The following is a 23,403-nucleotide window of genomic DNA, read 5'->3' on the forward strand; positions in this document are numbered from 1 at the left end:
GGTCGTGCAGGATGACTCGGCCGATGGCCTCGCCCTTCGGGTCGTTGCGCAAGCGCAACGCTGTCTCGCTTCGCTCGGCTCGAACCTGAACGCAGCTTCTCACCCGCACTCTACGTGCAACATGCAAGGATCTTTTTTTGGGATTAAGAACGGAGTGTTTCTTTAGATGGTGGGTCGTGCAGGATTCGAACCTGCGACCAATTGATTAAAAGTCAACTGCTCTACCGACTGAGCTAACGACCCATCGTTGAATTTTGATACTAAAAATGCTTGATATACGTGCAGGATTTTAGTCTCTCGGACTTACCCTTACGGGTCTAACCTGCAACCATCTTGTAAAACACAATAATCTACCGACTGGGCTAACAACCCATCTTAAAAATGATTGGTTTTGTATCTTTAGATGGTGGGTCGTGCAGGATTCGAACCTGCGACCAATTGATTAAAAGTCAACTGCTCTACCGACTGAGCTAACGACCCATCTATAAATCTAAATTGACATAATGCAACTAACTAATGAAGTGGTGGGCGATACCGGGTTCGAACCAGTGACCTCCTCCTTGTAAGGGAGATGCTCTACCAACTGAGCTAATCGCCCACTTCATGACAAGTTTCACATATTGGGTAAATAAATGGTGGGCGATACCGGGCTCGAACCAGTGACCTCCTCCTTGTAAGGGAGATGCTCTACCAACTGAGCTAATCGCCCATTTATTTACTGCTTACTACTAAGTACTTCTTTATCGTCGACAGTGGTGGGCGATACCGGGTTCGAACCAGTGACCTCCTCCTTGTAAGGGAGATGCTCTACCAACTGAGCTAATCGCCCTGTCGTCGATGGAGGTGCATTATAGGGATCCCTCGTTCTGAGTCAACGGTTTTTGAATAGATTTTTTCTGTTCGTTGTAAAAATAAGCAAGATGTACCAATATTCATCAGAAAAGAATCTTATTTAACCAGAATCAGGTTAATTTATACCACCTAACAAAAACAATATTAGTCGAAAATTATTTTTATGCTGGTAAAAAATGGTTATTTGCTTCTTTAAACAGATTTTATTTATCTAACTACAGATAACTTTATTGAGGTATCACTGTAGAGTGATAGAATAGAACTACATTTTATACTCGTCATACTTCAAGTTGCAGCGCTTTTCGTTAAGGTATGGTGACTACGCCCTCTTTTACTAGTCACATACCCATGTATGCTTTCAGCGACTCGCTCACTTGTCGCCTCGCTGCACCTCGAATTATTTAGAGTATAGGCACGTTAGAAACCCGTATCGCAATTAAGGCAATCTCGATGAGTAAAATTAAAACCCGTTTTGCACCTAGTCCAACAGGTTATTTACATGTTGGTGGAGCGCGTACCGCGCTTTATTCCTGGTTATTCAGCCGCCATAATCAAGGCGAGTTTGTTCTACGTATCGAAGATACCGACTTAGAACGTTCAACTCAGGAAGCTATCGATGCCATTATGGATGGTATGAACTGGTTAAATTTAAATTGGGATGAAGGCCCTTACTACCAAACTAAGCGCTTTGATCGCTATAACGATGTCATTGATCAAATGCTTGATGCAGGCACTGCCTATCGTTGCTATTGCTCAAAAGAACGTTTAGAAGCGCTACGTGACCAGCAAATGGCTTCAGGTGAAAAACCTCGCTACGATGGTTGCTGCCGTGACCATGCTCATAATCACACAGCAGATGAGCCTCATGTGGTGCGTTTTCGCAACCCACAAGAAGGTTCTGTTATCTTTGATGATAACATTCGTGGCCCTATCGAATTTAGTAACCAAGAGCTTGATGACCTTATTATTCGCCGCACTGATGGTTCACCAACTTATAACTTCTGTGTCGTTATTGATGACTGGGACATGGAAATTACCCATGTGATCCGCGGTGAAGATCACATCAACAATACTCCTCGCCAGATCAATATCCTAAAAGCTTTGGGGGCACCTGTACCTGAGTACGCTCACGTTTCCATGATCTTAGGTGACGACGGTAAAAAACTGTCTAAACGCCATGGCGCAGTTAGCGTGATGCAATATCGTGATGAAGGCTATTTACCTGAAGCTCTACTTAATTATTTAGTGCGTTTAGGGTGGTCACATGGTGATCAGGAAATTTTCACCCGTGAAGAAATGATCAACTACTTCAGCTTAGATGCCATTAGCAAATCAGCAAGTGCATTCAATACAGATAAATTGCTTTGGTTAAATCACCATTATATTAACCACTTGCCAGCTGAAGAAGTTGCTGTTCACCTTGCATGGCATATTGAGCAACAAAATATTGATACACAAAATGGGCCACAATTGGCTGAACTAGTGAAATTACTCGGCGAACGCTGTAAAACACTCAAAGAAATGGCCGAGTCTTGCCATTATTTCTATGAAGAGTTTAATGAGTTCGATGCAGATGCTGCGAAAAAACATTTGCGCCCAGTTGCTCGCCAGCCATTAGAAACGGTGAAACAAAAACTGGCCGCAATCACTGAGTGGACGGCTGAAAACGTTCATCAAGCTATTGAGCAGACTGCGACTGAGCTTGAAGTCGGTATGGGTAAAGTGGGTATGCCATTGCGCGTTGCAGTAACAGGTGCAGGCCAATCCCCTGCTTTAGATGTGACTGTCCATGCTATTGGTCAAGCACGCTCTGTTGCTCGTATTGATAAAGCACTTGCTTTTATCGCTGAACGTGAAGCATCAGCTCAATAATTATCAGCACTTCCCTATGCTGTATATGGCGGCATAGGGATCTCTCAAAATCCAACCCATCCCACTGATTTGCTGTTTAAATGCTCTATAATTCAGCAGTTAAACTCAAAACCACATTATTTGATTGACACCCTGACATTGCTTGAATATCATGCCCTCCGTCCATAGATTTTGTTGGGGCTATAGCTCAGTTGGGAGAGCGCTTGCATGGCATGCAAGAGGTCAGCGGTTCGATCCCGCTTAGCTCCACCACCTAATTCCCTGTTAGGTGTTTATCCAAAATCAAATCTATTGGGGCTATAGCTCAGCTGGGAGAGCGCTTGCATGGCATGCAAGAGGTCAGCGGTTCGATCCCGCTTAGCTCCACCAAATCCTCATATCCAATTTCAATCACTACTCTAAAGAATTCAAGTTACCATTAGGCGAGTAATGTGATTGAACATAACAACTTGAAGTATGACGAGTAAGTCAGACACGTTTTAACGGCTTTACAAGGCTATCCAGCCCTTCTATTTTAAGCCCTAATGCCATTTCCATTAATTGCCCAAGTCGCCCTTTCGGGAACTCACCTTTCTTATAGAACCACAACAAGTACTCCTCAGGGAGATCGACTAAGGTTCTACCTTTGTATTTCCCAAATGGCATTTGCGTATTTGCTATATCGATAAGATCTTGTTTTTCCATTTTCTCTCCAAGCAAAAACGGCATTCATAATGAATGCCGTTAGTCATTTTAACATTTTTATTAGCGTTATAGAATGAGCCCAACAACCGCCGCTGATAAGAAGCTAACTAATGTTGAACCAAACAGAAGTTTTAAACCAAAGCGAGCAACGGTATTACCTTGCTTCTCATTCAAGCCTTTGATTGCGCCTGCTACAATACCAATTGATGAGAAGTTAGCAAAAGAAACTAAGAATACCGATAGAATACCCACGGAGCGAGGAGAAAGTGCCGCCGCCGCTGCTTGTAAATCCCCCATAGCAACAAATTCATTCGTCACCATTTTCACTGCCATGATACCACCTACTTGTAAAGCTTCATCAGCAGGAATGCCGAGTATCCAAGCAAAAGGATAAAATACATAACCTAGCATTGTTTGGAATTTAATATCGAACAGCGCAACACAAATACCATTCACCATTGCAATCAAAGCAATGAAACCGATCAGCATAGCAGAAACAATAATCGCGACTTTAAAACCAGCAAGAATATATTCACCCAGCATTTCAAAGAAGCTTTGACCTTCATGAATGTTGTTCATTTGCAACTCTTCTTCTGCTTCTGGTGGATATGGGTTAATCAGTGAAAGTACAACGAAAGTACCAAACATGTTCAGCACCAACGCTGCAACTACATAGCGGGGTTCTAACATTGTCATATAAGCACCTACAATTGACATTGAAACTGTCGACATTGCAGTCGCCGCCATGGTGTACATTCTGCGTTCTGACATTTTGCCTAGTTGGTCTTTATAAGCAATAAAGTTTTCAGACTGTCCAAGTAATAATGAACTAACCGCGTTAAATGACTCCAATTTTCCCATGCCATTCACTTTAGATAGCACGGTACCAATGATGCGGATCACAATAGGTAACACTTTGATATGCTGTAAAATACCGATCAGTGCTGAAATAAAGATGATAGGGCAAAGAACTTGCAAGAAGAAGAACGCTAAATGGCCTTCGATCATGCCACCAAAGATAAATTTAGTCCCTTCAGCTGCATATCCTAATAAGTGTTCAAAGACACCTGCGACGCCTAATACAAACGAAGAACCTACATCAGAGTGCAAGAAGAAATAAGCTAATGCAACTTGAATAACCAGTAATTGTACAACATAACGTAGTCGGATTGCCTTACGGTTACTACTTGCTAATGTCGCAAGAGCGCCAATTACAACAAGAGATAAAACAAAATGCAGGATCGAGGTCATATGCGACTCCAACAAATTTAAACAAAGCGGTTTATGTGTATATTCTATGTAATAGGCGACATTTAAATGCGACAACCGTCACATTAGCATGAAAATGGATACATTGTATTTTGTAGAAAGCTAATGCCGATCACACTTTAAGCGGAAATACTGACTGTTAACCTATAAGTTGATATAGGTCATGTCATCACCTATTTTCAGGTGATGACATTCAAAAACTATAGTAGAAAATCAAGAACCTAGCAAACGGATAAGCTCGTCTTCATCAATGACTTGAATACCCAATTCATTTGCTTTAACCAGTTTGGAGCCTGCCGCTTCCCCTGCAATCACTAAATCAGTTTTCTTCGAAACACTACCAGCAACCTTAGCCCCTAATGCGACCAACTTATCTTTTGCTTCATCGCGGGTTAAGCGGCTCATAGATCCGGTTAATACCACTGTTTTCCCTGCAAATGGGCTATCAATACTGCTGACATCTATCGCAACTGCTTGTGGCCAATGAATATTCGCTTTATTTAGCAAATCTTGGATCACCGCTTGGTTATGCTCTTCACGGAAGAAATTAACCACATGCTTAGCCACAACGTGACCAATATCTTGTACTGTTTTTAGTGACTCTTCATCTGCTGCCATCACGGCTTCAAGGGTACCGTAATGCGACGCGAGATTCGCCGCTGTTGCTTCTCCAACCTCACGAATACCTAAAGCATAAATAAAACGTGCGAGTGTCGTTGCTTTCGATTTCTCTAAAGCATCCACTAAATTCTGTGCCGATTTAGGCCCCATTCTATCCAGCCCAGTGAGAATACCTGCACTCAATTGATATAAATCTGCGGGTGTTTTTACATACTCTTTTTCAACCAGTTGGTCGATAATTTTGTCTCCCATGCCATCGACATCCATAGCACGGCGTGACACAAAATGTTTTAATGCTTCTTTGCGCTGGGCGCCACAAATCAGACCACCAGTACAACGCGCAACAGCTTCGCCTTCTACGCGTTCGACATCTGAACCACAGACTGGACAATGAGTTGGGAATACGATTTCACGACTATCTGCTGGTCGTTCTGATCCAACTACGCTAACAATTTGCGGGATCACATCACCTGCTCGGCGGATCACCACTGTATCACCAATATGTACGCCTAAACGTTCTATTTCATCTGCATTATGTAGTGTCGCATTACTGACTATCACACCAGCAACCTGAACAGGTTCTAAGCGCGCAACGGGTGTAATGGCTCCAGTACGCCCTACTTGAAATTCAACGTCTTTTAATAAGGTCATTTGTTCTTGCGCAGGGAATTTAAACGCGGTAGCCCAACGAGGAGCACGAGATACAAAGCCTAATTGCTCTTGAGTCGCAATCGAGTTAATTTTGATCACGACCCCATCAATATCAAAACCAAGCGATGGGCGAATTCTTTCTATTTCATGATAAAAATCTAATACCGCTTTATGGCCAGTTTTCAGTTGAACATAATCACTAACAGGTAAGCCCCACGCTTTAAATTGCATCAAACGCTCATAATGGGTATCTGGTAATGTTTCCCCCTCCACTAAACCTACACCATAACAATAAAAAGTCAGTGGTCTTTTTGCGGTGATGCGAGGATCAAGCTGACGTAATGAGCCTGCGGCTGCATTGCGGGGGTTAGCAAACACTTTACCACCTGTACGGCGAGCTTCCTCATTGAGGGCTTCAAATCCTTTTTGTGGCATAAACACTTCACCACGAATTTCTACGCGGGCAGGAATGTTATCTCCGATTAAACGCAGTGGAATAGTACGGATGGTTCTCACATTCGATGTGATATTTTCGCCAACAGTGCCATCGCCTCTCGTTGCTGCTTGGGTCAGCTCGCCATTTTCATATAATAAACTTACCGCGAGGCCATCGAGTTTTAATTCACAGCAAAAAGTTTGCTCTTGTTGGTCTTTCAATCGATCTTTAACGCGTTTATCAAACGCAAGGTAGCTTTCCTCATCAAACACATTATCAAGCGATAACATCGGTATTTCATGATGAACAGTATCAAATGCAGCTAGTGGTGCTGCACCAACACGCTGTGTCGGCGAGTCGCTAGTTATCCATTCAGGATGCTCTGCTTCGATGGCTTTGAGTTCTTGCATGAGTTTGTCATATTCAGCATCCGGAATTTCAGGCGCATCTAATACATGATATTGATATTCGTGATAACGTAATTGCTGTTTGAGCGCATCGAGATGTGATTTTGTCGTCATGTTTCACCCATAAATGTAAACCCCCCAATTAAGGGGGGTTTCGGTCGTTCTGATAATTAATTTAGTGTATTGCGAATTCGAGCATGATACACCTCTATTTTTTGAGGTGTTAACATTTTACGCTCATCATCAAGGACAACACCGCCCGCATCTGAAGCGATGCGTTGTGCTGCCTGTAGCATTAACTTGAAGTTTTGGCTTGCATCACCATAAGATGGCACCATCATAAACATGGAGACACCCGGCGTCGTAAACTCAGACATGGTCTCAGGATCAAATGAACCCGGTTTAACCATATTTGCAAGGCTAAACAGCACAGGACCAGTCCCCGAAGGGTGCACATGGCGATGAAAAATACGCATTTCACCAAACTGGAACCCTGCTTGTAAGATACTTTGTAACAGCACTTCACCTTGTAACACTTGGCCTTGATGAGCAGCTACATGAAGAACCAGAACCGTCTCCTTGTTGTTCGTTGGAGATTCACTTTGCGGTTGTTCAGTTTTCTTCTCAGTGTGCGCCTGTTCCTGTTCATGGTGTATCGGCTGTTGCTCCTCTTGATTGTCATTAATATCGAAATCGAATTCGGGTTGCTCTGGCGTATGCGGGGTACGCACAGCAGCAGATGGCTGGGAAGGTGTGACTTTCGCAGCAGATTGTTCGTTCACAATATCGACCTGTGGAGCGACATCAGACACAATAGGTTCTGAACGCGCTGGCGTAATATTTAATACAGGTTCGGTATCATGAGCAGAAGGTGTAATGGGTGGCAAATCAGGCTCGACACGACGTTCTTCCTTTACCTGACGCACAGGTTCAGAAACCGCAGGCTGAGAGATAGGTTTCTCTTGTGCTTCAGTTTCATTGAATAATGCAGAATCATCATCATAATCTGACGATTTCTCCTGACTGTCATGTTTTCGGCGTTTTACGGGACGATCACGGAATAACTTTGAGCGCTCTTTACGGCTGGTCCATAGACCATGCAGTAACAGCGCAACTATGGCTATCGCACCTACGACCACTAATATCAGACGCAAATCCTGCATCGCTGCTATCTCTAGTTGTTGAATGATAATGCCACCACGGCAAAAACGAAGCCCAAATATTTTAAGCTGCGAGCTAACAAGCTGTAAAATCTACCATAAAACTACAGTAATTTATAATTTTAAGGCATTCATACAGCTAAGTACCGTCAACATAAACGCAACTTAAAATATGACGGATATACCTTAAGATTATTTGGCAAACGTGCTAAGTGCAACCCTCTGAACGATTTTCTTATAAGAAAGAGACAATTCTGCTTTCGTTTGCTGTTTTTTTAAGCAAATACTGACTAGCCAGCCTAAAATCCTACCTATATGATACATGGTCAACCGTAAAGGAGAGAAGAAGAAGTATGATCCAATCGACAGATCCGCAACAAAAAAGCCATTCAGGCTTTTACTACTTCGCACAAGGATGGCGCTTAGTCACGCGCCCAGGAATTAAACGTTTTGTTATTTTGCCGCTTTTAGCCAATATTATTTTACTTGGTGGCGCATTTTGGTGGTTATATAGCAAGCTCGGTGACTGGATTGCTCAAGTCATGAGTTATATCCCAAGCTGGCTACAATGGCTTGATTATCTCATTTGGCCAATTGCTGTTATATCAATCTTGCTCATATTTACTTATTTTTTTAGTACTGTTGCCAATATTATCGCAGCACCATTTAACGGTTGGCTATCTGAAAAACTTGAGTCTGAGTTAACCGGTATCCCTGCACCTGATGGGGGCATCATTGATGTCGCAAAAGACGTTCCACGAATGATAAAACGTGAGTTCGTGAGAATTGGCTACTACCTTCCCCGCGCTATTGGTTTACTCATTTTGTTTTTCATCCCTGGTATCGGGCAAACCGTTGCACCAATTCTTTGGTTCCTATTCGGCGCTTGGATGATGTCAATTCAGTATTGTGACTACCCGTTTGATAACCATCGTGTTGGCTTTAACGATATGAAACAAGCGTTGTCAAAAGACCGTATGAATAATATTCAATTTGGCGGTGCAGTTAGCGTATTGATGATGATCCCAATCCTTAACTTGCTGATCATGCCTGTCGCTGTATGTGGCGCAACCTTAATGTGGGTTGACCGTTATCGCGCTCGCTATGCACGTTACTAATCTCTCTACAATAAAACGCGATGTTATTGATAAATAGCTCGCGTTTTTACTCATTCCTCCCTTTGTTCTCTTGCTATATTCGCCATTTTTGTCATAACCTTTTACTAAAATATATCTGTTCAAAATAACTTAAAGATATAAGCATATAGGTAATTCATATTTGCAATAAAGGTTTGTTCGCGTATTTTGGGATCAACCTTACATCCAATTCTCGGCCCTAATTGACTATTATAAGGATATCCCATGAGTAAAATTTATGATGATAATTCGCTAACCATTGGTCATACCCCATTAGTACGCTTAAAACATTTCGGAAATGGCAATATTTTAGCGAAAGTTGAATCGCGCAATCCAAGTTTTAGCGTCAAATGTCGTATTGGTGCGAATATGATTTGGGATGCTGAGAAAAAAGGAATTCTAACTAAAGATAAAGAACTCGTTGAACCAACCAGTGGTAATACAGGTATTGCATTAGCTTATGTTGCAGCTGCAAGAGGTTATAAATTAACCCTAACCATGCCTGAAACGATGAGTATTGAACGACGCAAACTGCTAAAAGCACTCGGCGCTAACCTTGTTTTAACTGAAGGCGCTAAAGGTATGAAAGGCGCTATCGAAAAAGCAGAAGAAATCGTTAAAAGTGACCCAAATAAATATATTTTGCTACAGCAGTTTAATAACCCAGCAAACCCTGAAATTCACGAAAAAACCACCGGACCTGAAATTTGGGAAGATACCGACGGTCAAGTAGATGCCGTTATCGCGGGCGTTGGAACTGGCGGAACTATCACAGGAATTGGCCGTTATTTAAAGAAAACTAAAGGCAAAGATGTCACTATCGTTGCTGTTGAGCCAGAAACCTCACCGGTGATCAGCCAAACGCTAGCGGGTGAAGAGGTGAAACCAGGTCCTCATAAAATTCAAGGCATTGGGGCTGGATTTATTCCTGGTAACTTGGATGTTTCACTGATTGATAAAGTATTTAAAATCAGTGATGACGAAGCTATCAAAACTGCACGCGCGTTAATGGAAAATGAAGGCATTCTTGCGGGGATCTCTTCTGGCGCTGCTGTTGCTGCCGCCGTTAAATTGGCAGCAGAACCTGAGTTTAAAGATAAAAATATCGTTGTGATATTACCTTCTTCGGGTGAGCGTTATCTTTCAACGGTCTTATTCGCCGATCTTGCAGCAGATTAATTTTAAAAGCGTTAACTATTCGTTAAAAAAGCACCTTGTTGGTGCTTTTTTTGTGGTATGGATCAAACTTTAGCACGTATTGAGATGATTTCTAATCGAGGGTCTAGTATTAAACATAGTAATTATTTTGAGCCTCGAAATTAATCCAATTTAAATCAAAAAATTTGATTGTCGAACTGGTATTATTTAGGCTGTAAACTGAAAAAAGGTTGATATTCGACAAAGTCGGAAACCTTTTTAACCGTTAATAATCTAACTAGGCACACTCAGTCATGCACAGTTCAACTTGAAACTGTCGTATGACAAGCGAGTATACAAACCTAAGTTAAATCAACTACACTAATAAAAAACTAAGTTATTGAGGAAATAATATGTTCCAGCAAGAAGTCACTATTACAGCACCAAATGGCTTACATACACGCCCTGCCGCTCAATTTGTGAAAGAAGCTAAAGCATTCACTTCTGATATCACTTTGATTTCAGGTGGCAAATCAGCCAGCGCAAAAAGCCTATTCAAGCTACAAACTCTGGGGTTAACTCAAGGTACTGTTGTAACCATTTCAGCCGAAGGTGAAGATGAAAAACAAGCAGTAGAACATTTAGTTAAACTGATGGGTGAGCTGGAATAATCTTGCGAGCAAGAGAACCAGTGTTACTGAGTTAATTCTCCATCCCTAAATATTTAGCTCTAAATAATTTGCAATGTAGCGAGGTGGCGAGTGCGTAACGACCTAGGATCATCGACAAGTATGTGACTAGTCCCAATAAGCATAGCCACCATATCTTAAAGCAAGACGCCGCAGCTTGAAGTATTGCGAGTCTACATTTAGGGATATCAGTTTACAGATTGACAAGCTTGCTGTTATCTCTTCAACATCAGAACACCGAGCCGCAGTAGTAAGGTAATAATATGATTTCAGGAATTTTAGTATCCCCAGGTTTTGCTTTTGGTCAGGCTTTACTCCTCAAAGAAGACCCTATCATTGTTAGCACTAAAAAAATTGCTGATGACCAGATAGAAACCGAGATCCAACGCTTTATTGATGGACGCAACAAATCAGCCGAACAACTCAGCCTCATCAAAGAAAAAGCCGAAAAAAACCTTGGTGCAGAAAAAGCTGAGATTTTTGAAGGCCATATTATGCTGTTGGAAGATGAAGAGCTTGAGCAAGAAATTGTTACGCTAATTAAAAGTGACAAAAAAACAGCGGATGCCGCTGTCCATTCTGTGATTGAAGATCAAGCACAAGCCCTTGAAGCACTTGATGATGAGTATTTGAAAGAACGTGCAGCAGATGTACGTGATATTGGTAAGCGTTTATTAAAAAACATCCTGCGCATGCCAATTGTTGATTTAAGCGCTATCGATAAAGAAGTGATCCTTGTCGCTGCTGACTTGACCCCTTCTGAAACCGCGCAACTGAATCTTGATAAAGTGCTCGGTTTTATCACTGATTTAGGTGGCCGCACCTCGCATACCTCTATTATGGCGCGTTCACTTGAACTACCTGCAATTGTTGGTACTTCAGATGCCACAACGAAAATTAAAAATGGCGACTACATCATCCTTGATGGCGTAAATAACCACATTTATTTGAATCCATCAGATCAAGAAATTGATAAACTGAAAAAATTCAATGAAGAATACCAACAAGAAAAAAATGAGCTTGCTAAGCTAAAAGATTTGCCAGCAATCACACTTGATGGCCATCAAGTCGAAGTGTGTGCAAACATTGGTACGGTACGTGATGTTGCGGGCGCAGAACGTAATGGGGCTGAAGGTGTTGGTTTATACCGCACAGAATTCTTATTTATGGACAGAGATTCTCTGCCAACCGAAGAAGAGCAGTTCCAAGCGTATAAAGCGGTTGCTGAAGCCATGGGCAGCCAAGCGGTCATTGTACGTACCATGGATATTGGTGGTGATAAAGATTTACCATACATGAACTTACCTAAAGAAGAGAATCCATTCTTAGGTTGGCGTGCAATTCGTATTTGCCTTGATCGTAAAGAAATTCTACATTCTCAGTTAAGAGCTATTTTAAGAGCCTCAAGTTTTGGTAAACTGCGTATTATGTTCCCGATGATTATTTCCGTTGAGGAAGTGCGTGAACTAAAAGCAGAACTTGAGATGCTAAAAGGTCAATTACGTGAAGAAGGCAAAGCCTTTGATGAATCAATTGAGGTTGGTGTCATGGTGGAAACACCAGCGGCCGCAGTAATTGCTCATCATTTAGCAAAAGAAGTTGACTTTTTCAGTATTGGGACGAACGATCTCACTCAATATACTCTAGCTGTTGACCGTGGTAATGAGCTGATTTCTCACCTCTACAATCCGATGTCACCTGCGGTTTTAAACCTAATTAAACAGGTTATTGACGCATCACATGCGGAAGGTAAATGGACAGGAATGTGTGGCGAGCTAGCAGGAGACGAACGTGCAACCTTATTGTTGCTTGGCATGGGATTAGATGAGTTTAGTATGAGTGCAATTGCAATCCCTCGTATTAAAAAATTAATTCGTAATGCAAACTTTGCAGATACTAAAGCATTAGCTGAACAGGCACTTGCTCAACCTACTGCGGATGAATTAATGAAACTTGTCGATACCTTTATCCAAGAAAAAACGTTATGCTAGGGGTAGCACAATAGAAACAGCACATTAGTTTCGGTCCCATATAAACGATTAGGAGAAGATCCATGGGTCTGTTTGACAAACTGAAATCACTGGTTTCGGATGATAAAAATAGCAGTGGCAGTATTGAAATTATCGCACCTTTATCAGGTGAAATCGTCAATATTGAAGACGTTCCCGACGTTGTTTTCGCTGAGAAAATTGTTGGTGATGGTATTGCTATCAAACCTGCGGGTAACAAAATTGTCGCTCCTGTAGATGGGACTATTGGTAAGATTTTTGAAACTAACCATGCGTTTTCCATTGAATCGGATGATGGCATTGAACTATTTGTTCACTTCGGTATTGATACTGTTGAGCTAAAAGGTGAAGGCTTTAAGCGTATTGCTGAAGAAGGCCAAACAGTTAAAAAAGGCGATTTAGTTATCGAGTTTGATCTCGCATTACTAGAAGAGAAAGCAAAATCAGTTTTAACCCCTGTCGTTATTTCTAACATGGATGAAATTAAAGAACTGACTAAGCTTAGCGGTACCGTGACTGTTGGTGAAACCGTTGTGATGCGCGTTAAGAAATAATCTCATCGTCTTTGACGATAGAATAAAACCATCAGATAGCTTATGCTACTGATGGTTTTTTTATGATATTCAGCGACTAATCAAACACACCTGTTGAGAGATAACGGTCGCCTCGGTCACAAATAATCGCCACAATCACGGCATTAGGCTCCGCTTTAGCGACTCTCAGCGCCCCTGCAACCGCTCCACCAGAGCTAACACCACAAAAGATACCTTCACGTTTGGCAAGCGCCCTCATCGTGTCTTCAGCCTCTTGCTGATTGATATCTAACACACTATCAACTAAATTTTGGTCAAAAATACCCGGAAGATAGTCTGGTGACCAGCGGCGAATACCTGGGATTTGGCTTTTTTCTGCGGGTTGTAATCCAACAACTTGTATATCTTGCGACTGTGATTTTAAATAACGGCTCACACCCGTAATGGTACCTGTTGTCCCCATACTTGAAACAAAGTGCGTAATACGCCCTTGTGTTTGTTGCCAAATTTCTGGCCCAGTGGTGTTAAAGTGTGCCAGAGGGTTATCAGGATTATTAAATTGGTCGAGCACCTTCCCTTCTCCACGTGCTTCCATTTCCTGAGCTAAATCACGAGCCCCTTCCATACCCACTGCTGTACTGACTAAAATTAATTCAGCGCCATATGCTTTCATGGATGCTTGGCGCTCTTTACTCATATTTTCAGGCATCAATAGTTTCAGTTTATAACCTTTAACAGCTGCGATCATGGCAAGTGCGATACCGGTGTTACCACTTGTCGCTTCTATCAATGTATCACCGGGTGTTATTTCACCTCGTTTTTCTGCTTCGGTGATCATTGAAAACGCAGCGCGATCTTTTACTGAACCAGCAGGGTTATTGCCTTCTAGTTTTACCCAAATTTCAGCATTTACCCCATCAGTTAAGCGCTGAAGTTTAACTAAAGGCGTGTTACCAATAAATTGTTCCAGAGTTGCCACTATCGATTCCTTATTTCATTTATCTCTAATGCGCTTTCTTATGGTTATAAATGATATCCTATTATGCTTAAATAGTTCGCATGAAAAAAATTCACTTAGATATCAATAATTAATAAAATCGATTGGGCTTACAACTAATTTAGATAACAGACGAGGATTGCGCCAATAAAATCGTTTTATTGGCGCAATTGTAACTGATTGGATATTAAGCGCTTTGGGCTAGCTGGGGAAAAAACAGTTCATTTTCACCTTGATAGATTTTGGCCTTATGACTACCAAGGAAATATTGTTCCCCCCTCATTGGAATTGAGTGAGAGGATTGCCACACTACGGATAAAGGTTCATTTCCCCAACCTATCGGCTGGACGGTTAGCTGCCAAAAATGACCTCTAGGACCTGATTCAATTACGCGAATTGGTAAACGATGTTGCTCATCAGCCTCTTTAACTAAACTGATATCCCAAGGGCGTAAGAATACATCCACTTCGCCTTGATGAGCACTCGTATGATGTAATGGAAAATCATAACCATCGATCTGTAGCTGAGCACCTTTGATATGACCGTGAAGTTGATTAACTTCCCCCATAAACTCTAATACAAAACGAGTTTCAGGGTGCTGCCAAATTTCATCCGGTGTACCAACTTGCTCGATATGGCCTTGGCTCATTACCACAATTCTATCAGCAACTTCCATTGCTTCTTCTTGATCATGAGTCACAAACACACTGGTAAATTTCAATTCATCATGCAATTGACGCAACCAACGACGTAGCTCAACACGAACTTGCGCATCTAAGGCACCAAAAGGCTCATCAAGTAATAAAATTTGTGGCTCTACAGCCAGTGCTCTCGCTAAAGCAACTCGCTGTTTTTGCCCTCCAGATAACTGGGAAGGATAACGTGTCGCTAGATGAGCAAGCTGTACCATCTCCAATAATTGCATCACTTTTTGTGTAATAGCTTGTGACGATGGACGTTGCTTTCTTGGCATAACAGTTAAACCAAAAGCAACATTATCAAATACGGTCATATGACGGAATAAGGCATAGTGCTGAAATACGAATCCAACATGGCGATCTTTAGCATGAATGCGACTGACATCCTGACCATGGAAACGTAAAGCACCTGAGCTGTGTTGCTCTAAACCTGCGATAATTCGCAGCAGTGTTGTTTTACCTGAACCTGATGGACCAAGTAGAGCCACCATTTCTCCGGAAGCAATATCTAATGAGATATCTTTCAGCACTTGCGTTTTAGCAAATAATTTGCCGATTTTTTCGATTTGAATACTCATTGTTAATGAACTCCTGATTCGGATTGCTGCCGGCTCAAATGCCATTGCAATGCACTTTTAATAATCAAAGTGATAATTGCCATTACAGCAAGGATCGCCGCAGCAGTGAATGCGCCCACGGTGTTATAGTCCTGATGCAGTAATTCAACTTGTAATGGCAATGTGTAGGTTTCCCCACGAATTGCACCTGATACCACAGAAACTGCACCAAATTCACCAATTGCTCTCGCATTGGTTAGAACAACCCCGTATAGCAGTGCCCAGCGAATGTTCGGTAATGTCACCCGCCAGAACATTTTCCAGCCGGATGCGCCTAATAAAACAGCGGCTTCATCTTCTTGACTCCCTTGGCTTAGCATCAGGGGAACCAATTCTCTGACTACAAATGGGCAAGTGACGAAAATAGTCACTAATGCCATACCTGGCCACGAAAACATTAATTGAATGTCATAGCCTTCAAGCCAACCACCAAACCAACTATTAGACCCGTAAAACAGCAAATACAGTAAACCTGCAACCACTGGCGATACCGCAAAAGGAATATCAACCAATGTGAGTAATAGCTGCCTTCCCGGAAACTGAAAACGAGTCACTAGCCACGCAAGCATAGTGCCAAAAATTAAGTTTACTGGAACGGTTATCAAGGCAATCAGTACGGTTAAACCAATTGCATGCAACATATCTGAATCATTTAAATTAAGTAAAACTGCATCGAGCCCTTTCGAAAATGCAGTCATAAAGATCCAAATAATAGGTACCACCAGCAATAATACTGAAAATAATACGCCAACAGCGATCAGGAACCATTTAGCCCAATTAATAGGTTGACGTGAAGTTGCCGTCATTGGTGTAATTTGAGCCACTTATTTACCCCCTAATCGCTTGCCAAAACGGCTTTGCACGATATTGACACTAAACAACAGTAATAATGACGCTGCTAAAATCACGGATGCGATTGCACTCGCCGCTGGATAATCAAACTGTTGTAATTGGCTAAAAATCATCAATGAAACGACTTCGGTTTGCCAAGCAATATTACCTGCAATAAAAATGATAGCGCCAAATTCCCCTAAACTGCGGGTAAAAGAGAGTACCGTTCCAGCCAGTAATGCAGGTGAAACTTCTGGTAATACTACCCGACGAAAAGTTTGCCAACGACTTGCGCCTAACGTTTGCGCGGCCTCTTCATATTCAGGGCCTAGCTCTTCCAAAACAGGTTGTACCGTTCTGACGACAAACGGGATACTCGTAAATGCCATCGCTACCGCAATACCTAACCAAGTATTGACCACCTTAATATCAAACTGGTGCAAATATTGTCCATACCAACCCGATGTCGCAAATAGAGTCGCTAATGTTAAACCAGCCACTGCCGTTGGTAATGCAAAAGGCAGATCAACTAAGCCATCTAAAAAAGTCCGTCCCGGAAATCGATAACGGGTTAAAATCCATGCTAGCAACATACCAAAAACCGCATTAAATAGGCTCGCCACTAACGCTGCCAACAAAGTCACTTTATATGCTGCGACGACTTGTGGATAACTGACTACAGCCCAATATTGCTGCCATGTCATTTCTGACAACTGGATCACTAAGGCACTTAACGGCAGCAGTAAGATCAAACAGGTATAGAACAAACTGCTGCCTAGTGTCAGGCCAAACCCAGGCAAAAAGCGCTTCCCTGAATTACGCATTAACGGCGCCCTTCTGCCATCAATTTGTCAAACTCGCCGTTAGTTGCAAAATGGGTTTCCATCACCGCAGGCCAGCTTTTAAATTGGGATTCCACAGTAAATAAACGTGTCTCAGGGAATTTTTCTTTATTCGCAGCCATAACTTGTTTATCGTTAACGCGATAATTAAAACTGGTAATGATTTCTTGGGCTTTTGGGCTATATAAATAATATAGATACGCCTTTGCTAAATCCTCTGTGCCATTTTTCTGCACATTTTTATCAATCCACGTCACTGGAAACTCTGCTAAAATATCCACTGGCGGGACGATAACTTCATAATCTGATTCGCCATATTGCTGGCGGATATTATTCACTTCTGATTCAAAACTGATTAATACATCACCAAGGCCACGTTCAATAAAAGATGTCGTTGCACCACGGCCTCCTGTATCAAATACTTCGACATTTTTTAAAAACTGCTTCATTTGCTCGCGAGTTTTCTTCTCGTCGCCTTTATTTTCTTGTGCGAAAGCCCCCCAAGCAGCTAAATAGGTATAGCGGCCATTACCTGATGTTTTTGGGTTAGGAAATATTAATTTAACGTCTGAGCGCGCTAGGTCATCCCAGGTTTTGATCCCTTTTGGATTATCTTTGCGTACTAAAAATGCCATCGTGGAATAATAAGGTGAGCTGTTATTTGGCAAACGGGCTTGCCAATTTTCAGGGATCAAATTGCCCTTATCATGCAAAATTTGTACATCCGTGACTTGGTTATAGGTCACTACATCGGCTTTTAGCCCTTGTAGAATAGCCAGTGCTTGCTTGGATGAACCTGCATGTGACTGTTTAATTGTCACTTTGTCATCAGGATGTAATTCATTCCACTGTTTCTCAAACTCTGGGTTCAAAGCCACGAATAATTCGCGAGCAATATCATAGGAGCTATTAAGTAATTCAGCGGCAACTAAGGGTGTACTGCCCATCACTGAAATGGTTGCTAACCCGGCTAAAGCGGTTTTTTTTAAGAAAGCTTTTTTCATTAAACACCTACCTATCACTAAACCCAAACTACATCGTTAAACTTACTTTATCTGCTTTGGTTATAACTGTGTAGTTATCAATCGCCATTTAATATATCAAATTGATATAATCAATACATTATGGCAATAAGCAATGAAATAGTGTTTTTTATCATAAAGTTAGTTAGATGAGTGCTATTCATGAAAACGTGAAATGGGAACAGGAAGGTTGTGTCAAAATTGAGTTGCCGCTTCCTTGCGACAATCATTGAGGCTTATAGTGCAAGTAATCTATCAATAGAAGGAGCAAAGTAGTAACTACCTGATACCGCTTTAGTCATACGCAGCAAATCATCATATTTACCGTCTTTTTCACCAAACATACTTAATAGCTGTTGTTCAATATTATGTAAACGCGCGCAATAAGCGACAAAGAACAAACCATGCTTACCACTCGCGGTACCATAAGGTAGGCTATGACGCATAATAGATAGCTCTTCACCATCCTCTTCGACCACAACACGTGAAACGTGGGAAGTCACATTACGGGCACTTTCATCAAGCTCAACGCTATCTTTTTTAGTGCGACCAATCATCTTTTCTTGCTCATGCTCAGAGAAGCGCTCCCATTTTTTCAAACTATGCTCATAACGCTGAACAAGAATATAGCTGCCGCCCATATCAATACCATCGGCAATCAGAGCAACCTCAGCAATTTCTTCACCTTGTGGATTTTCACTACCATCAATAAATCCACTCAAATCGCGCTCTTCTACCCAGCGAAAACCGTGAGTCTCTTCCTCAACTTTAATCGCTGAGCCAAATGCTTTTAACGCCGCTTGAGCTAACGAGAAGTTAATATCATGACGTTGAGATTGAATATGAATAAATAAATCACGTTGGGTTGCAGGTGCTAACCCTTTCCCTAGTTGACGAAATGGTTTCAATTCAGGCGCACTTTCAGATGATGAAAGTTGCTTCCAGATATCCGACCCAAATGCAACAACAGCACCCAAACGATCGGCTGGATATTGTTCTTGTAATTGCGTCAACGCATCCACAAAGTGCTGGCAACCTAATTTAATTTCATCCAAAGTTCCTTGCACCATTGCTTCAATAAAAATGCCGAAACGACTGTGATCTTTCAGAATACCGCTCTGAGAATGAGACATGTAATCAACCTCTTATTATATGTAAGTAATTCTCAGACTATTTTAACGCAAATAATTGCCAGCAGGTAAGAAATAGATGGGATTGATTTGATTAACTCACTATTGAGTGAAGATAAAATTACGTGCTTTATTCCTATTTGGTCCATAAAGCACGCGATTAAATAATATTTGTATTATTTTTTCCAAGTTATTTGCGAGATCGTCCAGCTTTTTAACTCATCGTCAGGTGGCATTAAACCTTCAGGCCCTTGCCATTTACCAGTAAAGCTATAGACAATATGTGATGTTTCCGGCGCAACGCACTCGACTGTTGGCTGGTCATTAATCGGCTCAGCTATTTTACAAGCACCAAACGCTTTCTCATAAATATCGCTAAACTGCGAACCGATTTCTGTTCCCCATTCAGTGACAATTTTAGGATCGTTAATCATAACCCGTGAAACGTGCCCTTTTTCAGGCCCAATCACCTCAACCTTAACCGTATCATCATCAATGCCTTGGAAAACAGTGACAATTTCACCTTGCTCGGTTTGCATACCACTGCGAATGGTATAACGGTTATCCAAACGCTCTTTAATGATATCTGCTTGCATCGGCGTAAAAGCGGTGATCCCACCAACCCCCGCCGCTTTAACCGTTATTGGGCTACTGAACCAATTCATCGGTGAAAGTGAAGACCAGAATCCTCCTGAGCCTGCGCAACCAGACAATAACAATACGCTCGTCAGTGCGGTTATCTGAGAAACCTTCACAATTGCACTTTTAGGCATAACATCCTCTATTAATGATTTACTTGATGCTTACTGTGACAACCTATTTTTAAAAACATTCCAGCCGACACTAAAAATCTAAATCATTTGTTAATGTTTTAGTGTAAATAAGGCGTGCAGGTTGCTCTTCTTCATAAAGCATTTTTTCAAACATACAAATCGCTGAATCGGATTCTTCATTGACAAGTAATTCAATTCTGCCACAGCCTCTAGCACGTAATTTCTTTTCTAAACGACTAATTAAAGCATTTGCAATGCCTCGACCACGGTACTCTGGATGAACCGCTAAATAACAAGCGGAGCCTTTAATACCATCATAGCCTCCCATGACAGTACCAACGACCTCTCCTGTCACTTCAGCAACCAGAAATAAATCGGCACCACATTGTAACTTGCGTTCAATATCAAGTTCAGGATCGCCTCCGAACTCATTTAAGTCGCAGCGTTCCCACAGTGTGATGACTTCCTCAAAATCACTTTGGCGGAAAATACGTATTTCCATATTAATGACCCGTTTTAACTGAGATTTCTGCCATTATCACTGCTTTTGGCGCACAAGCAATATTCAATATGCCTTTTTTAATTCAAAAAGGTATACTTTACTCACTTTTTTTTACCAACCGTTCAATTGGAACACAATGAATTACCCAGATATTTTTCGCGTAAAAACCTTTTTACGCGAACTACAAGAAACTATTTGCCAAAAAATAACTGAACTGGATGGTAAGGAAACCTTCCTAGAGCAAACATGGGAAAGAGCTGAAGGTGGTGGCGGTCGCAGCCGCGTATTAACGCAAGGCGCTATTTTTGAACAAGCGGGCGTTAACTTCTCCCATATACAAGGTAACCAGATGCCTGCTTCAGCAACAGCGCATCGCCCTGAACTCGCCGGCCGTAGCTACCAAGCAATGGGGGTCTCCTTAGTGATCCACCCTCTTAATCCATACATTCCAACAACTCATGCCAATGTACGTTTTTTTATTGCCGAAAAAGAAGGTCATGACCCTGTTTGGTGGTTTGGTGGTGGATTCGATTTAACACCCTACTATGGTTTTGAAGAAGACGTTATTCATTGGCACCGTGTTGCTCGCGATCTGTGTAAGCCATTTGGCACTGACACTTATCAAACCTATAAAGATTGGTGTGATGAATATTTCTATTTAAAACATCGCGATGAACCAAGAGGTGTTGGTGGATTGTTTTATGATGATTTGAACAAACCTGATTTCGAGACTTGTTTTGCATTTACACAAGCTGTCGGTAATGGCTTCTTAGAGGCCTACGTTCCTATTGTCGAAAAGCGCCGACATCATTCTTGGGGAGACAGAGAACGTCAATTCCAACTCTATCGACGCGGGCGCTATGTAGAATTTAACCTAGTGTGGGATAGAGGCACATTATTTGGTCTGCAAAGCGGTGGACGCACTGAATCTATTTTAATGTCCATGCCGCCACTCGTACGTTGGGAATATGATTATCATCCTGAACCTAATAGCCCCGAAGCTAAGTTATACAGTGATTTTTTAGTCACTAAAAAAAATTGGCTAGATAGACTCTAAATAATTCAAGATGCAGGTAGGCGACAAGCGAAGATAGACGGGGAGCATAGATAAACTCTGTGACTCGGCGAGCGTAGCGTAGTCACTTATACCTCAACGAAAGCCCTGCAACTTGAAAAATGACGAGTATAAATAGTGACAGTGATTACTATCATTAAAGTCGCTAAAATGCTTGGCGGCTTTTGTGATAAAAATTAGCAAATTTTAATAAACATGATTAACTATCAACTAGTTACATAATCAACTTCATCGCCTATGATTCCATTCTCACAAACAAAATGGAGTCTATTATGAGTCATATCCTTGGTCGTTCTTACCTTCCCCCTTACCTTGTTGCTCAGATGTATCAAGATTCACCCTCACCAAGTAAAAAATCAACGTTACTTCATGTTAATGAATTAATGAGCAAAGCATACAGTTTAGAAGATAAGGAACTATTAAGATCTTTATTTACGAATGTGGCAAGCCCAGGTAATCGGTATGAACGTATCATTAGAGATGCACAGCAAAATGAGGAGTCTAGTTGGCATGCACATTCTAATTTACCTATTTGTTCACGCTCTGATCTATCGTTAGATAACTCAGCACCAAATCCATATGTCCTACACATGCCACATGAAGATTTTTCAATCATTATGAAAGAAGGTGACATTAATGCACCTTCAACCGCCGCGCGCACTGTGTATGATTCTGTTGGTAAAGTGCGCTCTTTTTACAAAGAAAAATTAGGCATTGATAAGTTATTTGGTTGTGATTCGCAAATTAATGCGGTGATCCACTACGGTGAAGATTACGCGAACGCATTTTGGAATTCACAAGCCATTTTCTTTGGTGATGGTGATCAAGTCTATATGGGCGCCTTTTATAATGACATCGATATTATTGGCCATGAACTCAGCCATGCTTTCGTAACCTTCACAACTGATTTTGACTATTGGTTCCAATCTGGCGCACTCAATGAATCTGTTGCTGATGTTATTGGTATAATGGTGAAACAATATGCTCAAAATGAACGAGCTAATGAGTCTAACTGGCTATTAGGGGAAAATCTGTTCCTTGATAAGTATCATGCACCTGCATTACGTTCAATGAAAGAGCCGGGCACTGGGTATAATATTCCAATCTCTGGTGGAAAATATATGAAAGATATGCAAGTTGGTCATATGCAAGATTATCTGCATCTGTCAGCATATCAAGATAATGGTGGTGTACACATTAACTCAGGGATCCCGAACAAAGCCTTCTACTTACTTGCTACAGCACTGGGAGGTTATTCATGGGAAGTCGCAGGGCAAATTTGGGTTCAAACTATGTATGACAGTACACTGAGATCAAATGCAACATTTAAAGAGTTTGCTAAAGCAACAATTAACACTGCAAATCAAAAATTTGGTCATCGTGTTGCTAATATCACGAGAAAAAGCTGGGAAGATGTTGGTCTGTTTGTTTAATCCTTTAAATAAGTTAGTCTGCCAGTA

Annotated in this window: 20 protein-coding genes, 7 tRNA genes and 1 other RNA gene; 10 read left to right on the top strand and 18 right to left on the bottom strand. The window is 41.6% G+C overall.

Going from position 1 to position 23,403, the window contains the following annotated elements; all coding sequences use genetic code 11:
• From SC428_RS17720 to SC428_RS17745, 6 genes are all read right to left on the bottom strand, one after another.
• Positions 1 to 123: non-coding RNA, RtT sRNA (locus SC428_RS17720), on the bottom strand; the annotation flags it as partial.
• A gap of 44 nt (positions 124 to 167) precedes the next feature.
• Positions 168 to 243 (bottom strand) — tRNA-Lys (locus tag SC428_RS17725).
• Positions 244 to 404: 161 nt separating this feature from the next.
• A tRNA-Lys gene (locus SC428_RS17730) sits at positions 405 to 480 on the bottom strand.
• Positions 481 to 522: 42 nt separating this feature from the next.
• Positions 523 to 598 (bottom strand) — tRNA-Val (locus tag SC428_RS17735).
• 35 nt (positions 599 to 633) lie between these two features.
• A tRNA-Val gene (locus tag SC428_RS17740) sits at positions 634 to 709 on the bottom strand.
• 44 nt (positions 710 to 753) lie between these two features.
• Positions 754 to 829, bottom strand: a tRNA-Val gene (locus SC428_RS17745).
• A gap of 473 nt (positions 830 to 1,302) precedes the next feature.
• Here SC428_RS17745 and gltX point away from each other — a divergent pair.
• From gltX to SC428_RS17760, 3 genes are all read left to right on the top strand, one after another.
• Complete coding sequence (gene gltX, locus SC428_RS17750) at positions 1,303 to 2,724, top strand: glutamate--tRNA ligase (RefSeq protein WP_070928811.1); 1,422 nt, start codon at positions 1,303 to 1,305, stop codon at positions 2,722 to 2,724.
• Between the two features lie 176 nt (positions 2,725 to 2,900).
• Positions 2,901 to 2,976 (top strand) — tRNA-Ala (locus SC428_RS17755).
• A gap of 41 nt (positions 2,977 to 3,017) precedes the next feature.
• Positions 3,018 to 3,093: transfer RNA gene (locus SC428_RS17760), tRNA-Ala, on the top strand.
• Positions 3,094 to 3,192: 99 nt separating this feature from the next.
• Here the strand turns inward: SC428_RS17760 and SC428_RS17765 are convergent.
• From SC428_RS17765 to zipA, 4 genes are all read right to left on the bottom strand, one after another.
• Positions 3,193 to 3,408: a DUF3820 family protein gene (locus tag SC428_RS17765; protein ID WP_140180360.1), complete on the bottom strand. Its 216-nt coding sequence runs from the start codon at positions 3,406 to 3,408 to the stop codon at positions 3,193 to 3,195.
• Positions 3,409 to 3,474: 66 nt separating this feature from the next.
• Positions 3,475 to 4,659, bottom strand: coding sequence for a NupC/NupG family nucleoside CNT transporter (locus SC428_RS17770; RefSeq protein WP_283125715.1), 1,185 nt, complete (start codon positions 4,657 to 4,659; stop codon positions 3,475 to 3,477).
• Between the two features lie 231 nt (positions 4,660 to 4,890).
• Positions 4,891 to 6,906 (bottom strand): NAD-dependent DNA ligase LigA, encoded by a 2,016-nt coding sequence (gene ligA, locus SC428_RS17775; protein WP_318709357.1) that lies wholly within the window; start codon positions 6,904 to 6,906, stop codon positions 4,891 to 4,893.
• A 56-nt stretch (positions 6,907 to 6,962) separates the two neighbouring features.
• The gene (gene zipA / locus SC428_RS17780) at positions 6,963 to 7,955 is read right to left on the bottom strand and encodes a cell division protein ZipA (protein WP_070928814.1); all 993 of its coding nucleotides are present in this window, start codon (positions 7,953 to 7,955) and stop codon (positions 6,963 to 6,965) included.
• Between the two features lie 350 nt (positions 7,956 to 8,305).
• On the opposite strand from zipA, the gene cysZ reads away from it, so the two are divergent.
• From cysZ to crr, 5 genes are all read left to right on the top strand, one after another.
• Positions 8,306 to 9,070, top strand: coding sequence for a sulfate transporter CysZ (gene cysZ / locus SC428_RS17785; RefSeq protein WP_140180356.1), 765 nt, complete (start codon positions 8,306 to 8,308; stop codon positions 9,068 to 9,070).
• A gap of 243 nt (positions 9,071 to 9,313) precedes the next feature.
• Complete coding sequence (gene cysK / locus SC428_RS17790; protein WP_070930083.1) at positions 9,314 to 10,267, top strand: cysteine synthase A; 954 nt, start codon at positions 9,314 to 9,316, stop codon at positions 10,265 to 10,267.
• A 371-nt stretch (positions 10,268 to 10,638) separates the two neighbouring features.
• The gene (gene ptsH, locus SC428_RS17795; protein ID WP_008910625.1) at positions 10,639 to 10,896 is read left to right on the top strand and encodes a phosphocarrier protein Hpr; all 258 of its coding nucleotides are present in this window, start codon (positions 10,639 to 10,641) and stop codon (positions 10,894 to 10,896) included.
• 281 nt (positions 10,897 to 11,177) lie between these two features.
• Entirely contained in the window at positions 11,178 to 12,905 is a 1,728-nt protein-coding gene (ptsI, locus tag SC428_RS17800) for a phosphoenolpyruvate-protein phosphotransferase PtsI (RefSeq protein ID WP_070930082.1), read from the top strand.
• 62 nt (positions 12,906 to 12,967) lie between these two features.
• The gene (gene crr, locus SC428_RS17805) at positions 12,968 to 13,477 is read left to right on the top strand and encodes a PTS glucose transporter subunit IIA (RefSeq protein WP_070930081.1); all 510 of its coding nucleotides are present in this window, start codon (positions 12,968 to 12,970) and stop codon (positions 13,475 to 13,477) included.
• 76 nt (positions 13,478 to 13,553) lie between these two features.
• Here crr and cysM read toward each other — a convergent pair whose 3' ends face one another.
• From cysM to SC428_RS17845, 8 genes are all read right to left on the bottom strand, one after another.
• Positions 13,554 to 14,435, bottom strand: a complete 882-nt coding sequence (gene cysM, locus SC428_RS17810) for a cysteine synthase CysM (protein ID WP_070930080.1) — start codon at positions 14,433 to 14,435, stop codon at positions 13,554 to 13,556.
• A 205-nt stretch (positions 14,436 to 14,640) separates the two neighbouring features.
• Positions 14,641 to 15,729, bottom strand: a complete 1,089-nt coding sequence (gene cysA, locus SC428_RS17815) for a sulfate/thiosulfate ABC transporter ATP-binding protein CysA (protein ID WP_140180352.1) — start codon at positions 15,727 to 15,729, stop codon at positions 14,641 to 14,643.
• A gap of 2 nt (positions 15,730 to 15,731) precedes the next feature.
• Complete coding sequence (gene cysW / locus SC428_RS17820; RefSeq protein ID WP_175442603.1) at positions 15,732 to 16,574, bottom strand: sulfate/thiosulfate ABC transporter permease CysW; 843 nt, start codon at positions 16,572 to 16,574, stop codon at positions 15,732 to 15,734.
• Positions 16,575 to 16,592: 18 nt separating this feature from the next.
• The gene (gene cysT, locus SC428_RS17825; RefSeq protein WP_140180350.1) at positions 16,593 to 17,423 is read right to left on the bottom strand and encodes a sulfate/thiosulfate ABC transporter permease CysT; all 831 of its coding nucleotides are present in this window, start codon (positions 17,421 to 17,423) and stop codon (positions 16,593 to 16,595) included.
• Positions 17,423 to 18,445, bottom strand: coding sequence for a sulfate ABC transporter substrate-binding protein (locus tag SC428_RS17830; protein ID WP_070930077.1), 1,023 nt, complete (start codon positions 18,443 to 18,445; stop codon positions 17,423 to 17,425). Before SC428_RS17830 ends, cysT begins: the two co-directional genes overlap by 1 nt.
• A 254-nt stretch (positions 18,446 to 18,699) precedes the next feature.
• Entirely contained in the window at positions 18,700 to 19,596 is an 897-nt protein-coding gene (locus SC428_RS17835) for a Dyp-type peroxidase (RefSeq protein ID WP_070930076.1), read from the bottom strand.
• Positions 19,597 to 19,769: 173 nt separating this feature from the next.
• Positions 19,770 to 20,366, bottom strand: a complete 597-nt coding sequence (locus SC428_RS17840) for an RpoE-regulated lipoprotein (protein ID WP_070930075.1) — start codon at positions 20,364 to 20,366, stop codon at positions 19,770 to 19,772.
• Positions 20,367 to 20,436: 70 nt separating this feature from the next.
• On the bottom strand, positions 20,437 to 20,868 hold the full coding sequence (locus SC428_RS17845; protein WP_070930074.1) for a GNAT family acetyltransferase: 432 nt from the start codon (positions 20,866 to 20,868) through the stop codon (positions 20,437 to 20,439).
• A 136-nt stretch (positions 20,869 to 21,004) separates the two neighbouring features.
• Here SC428_RS17845 and hemF point away from each other — a divergent pair, with 136 nt between their 5' ends.
• Both hemF and SC428_RS17855 read left to right on the top strand, forming a co-directional pair.
• Positions 21,005 to 21,925 carry an oxygen-dependent coproporphyrinogen oxidase gene (gene hemF, locus SC428_RS17850; protein ID WP_283125712.1) on the top strand — a complete coding sequence of 307 codons (921 nt, stop codon included), beginning with the start codon at positions 21,005 to 21,007 and terminating at the stop codon, positions 21,923 to 21,925.
• A 290-nt stretch (positions 21,926 to 22,215) separates the two neighbouring features.
• A complete protein-coding gene (locus SC428_RS17855) occupies positions 22,216 to 23,376 on the top strand; it encodes a M4 family metallopeptidase (RefSeq protein ID WP_283125711.1) in 1,161 nt (386 codons plus the stop codon).
• The last annotated feature ends 27 nt before the right edge of the window (positions 23,377 to 23,403 follow it).

The sequence above is a fragment of the Providencia sp. 2023EL-00965 genome, assembly GCF_033550225.1.
Taxonomy (GTDB): Bacteria; Pseudomonadota; Gammaproteobacteria; order Enterobacterales; family Enterobacteriaceae; genus Providencia; species Providencia manganoxydans.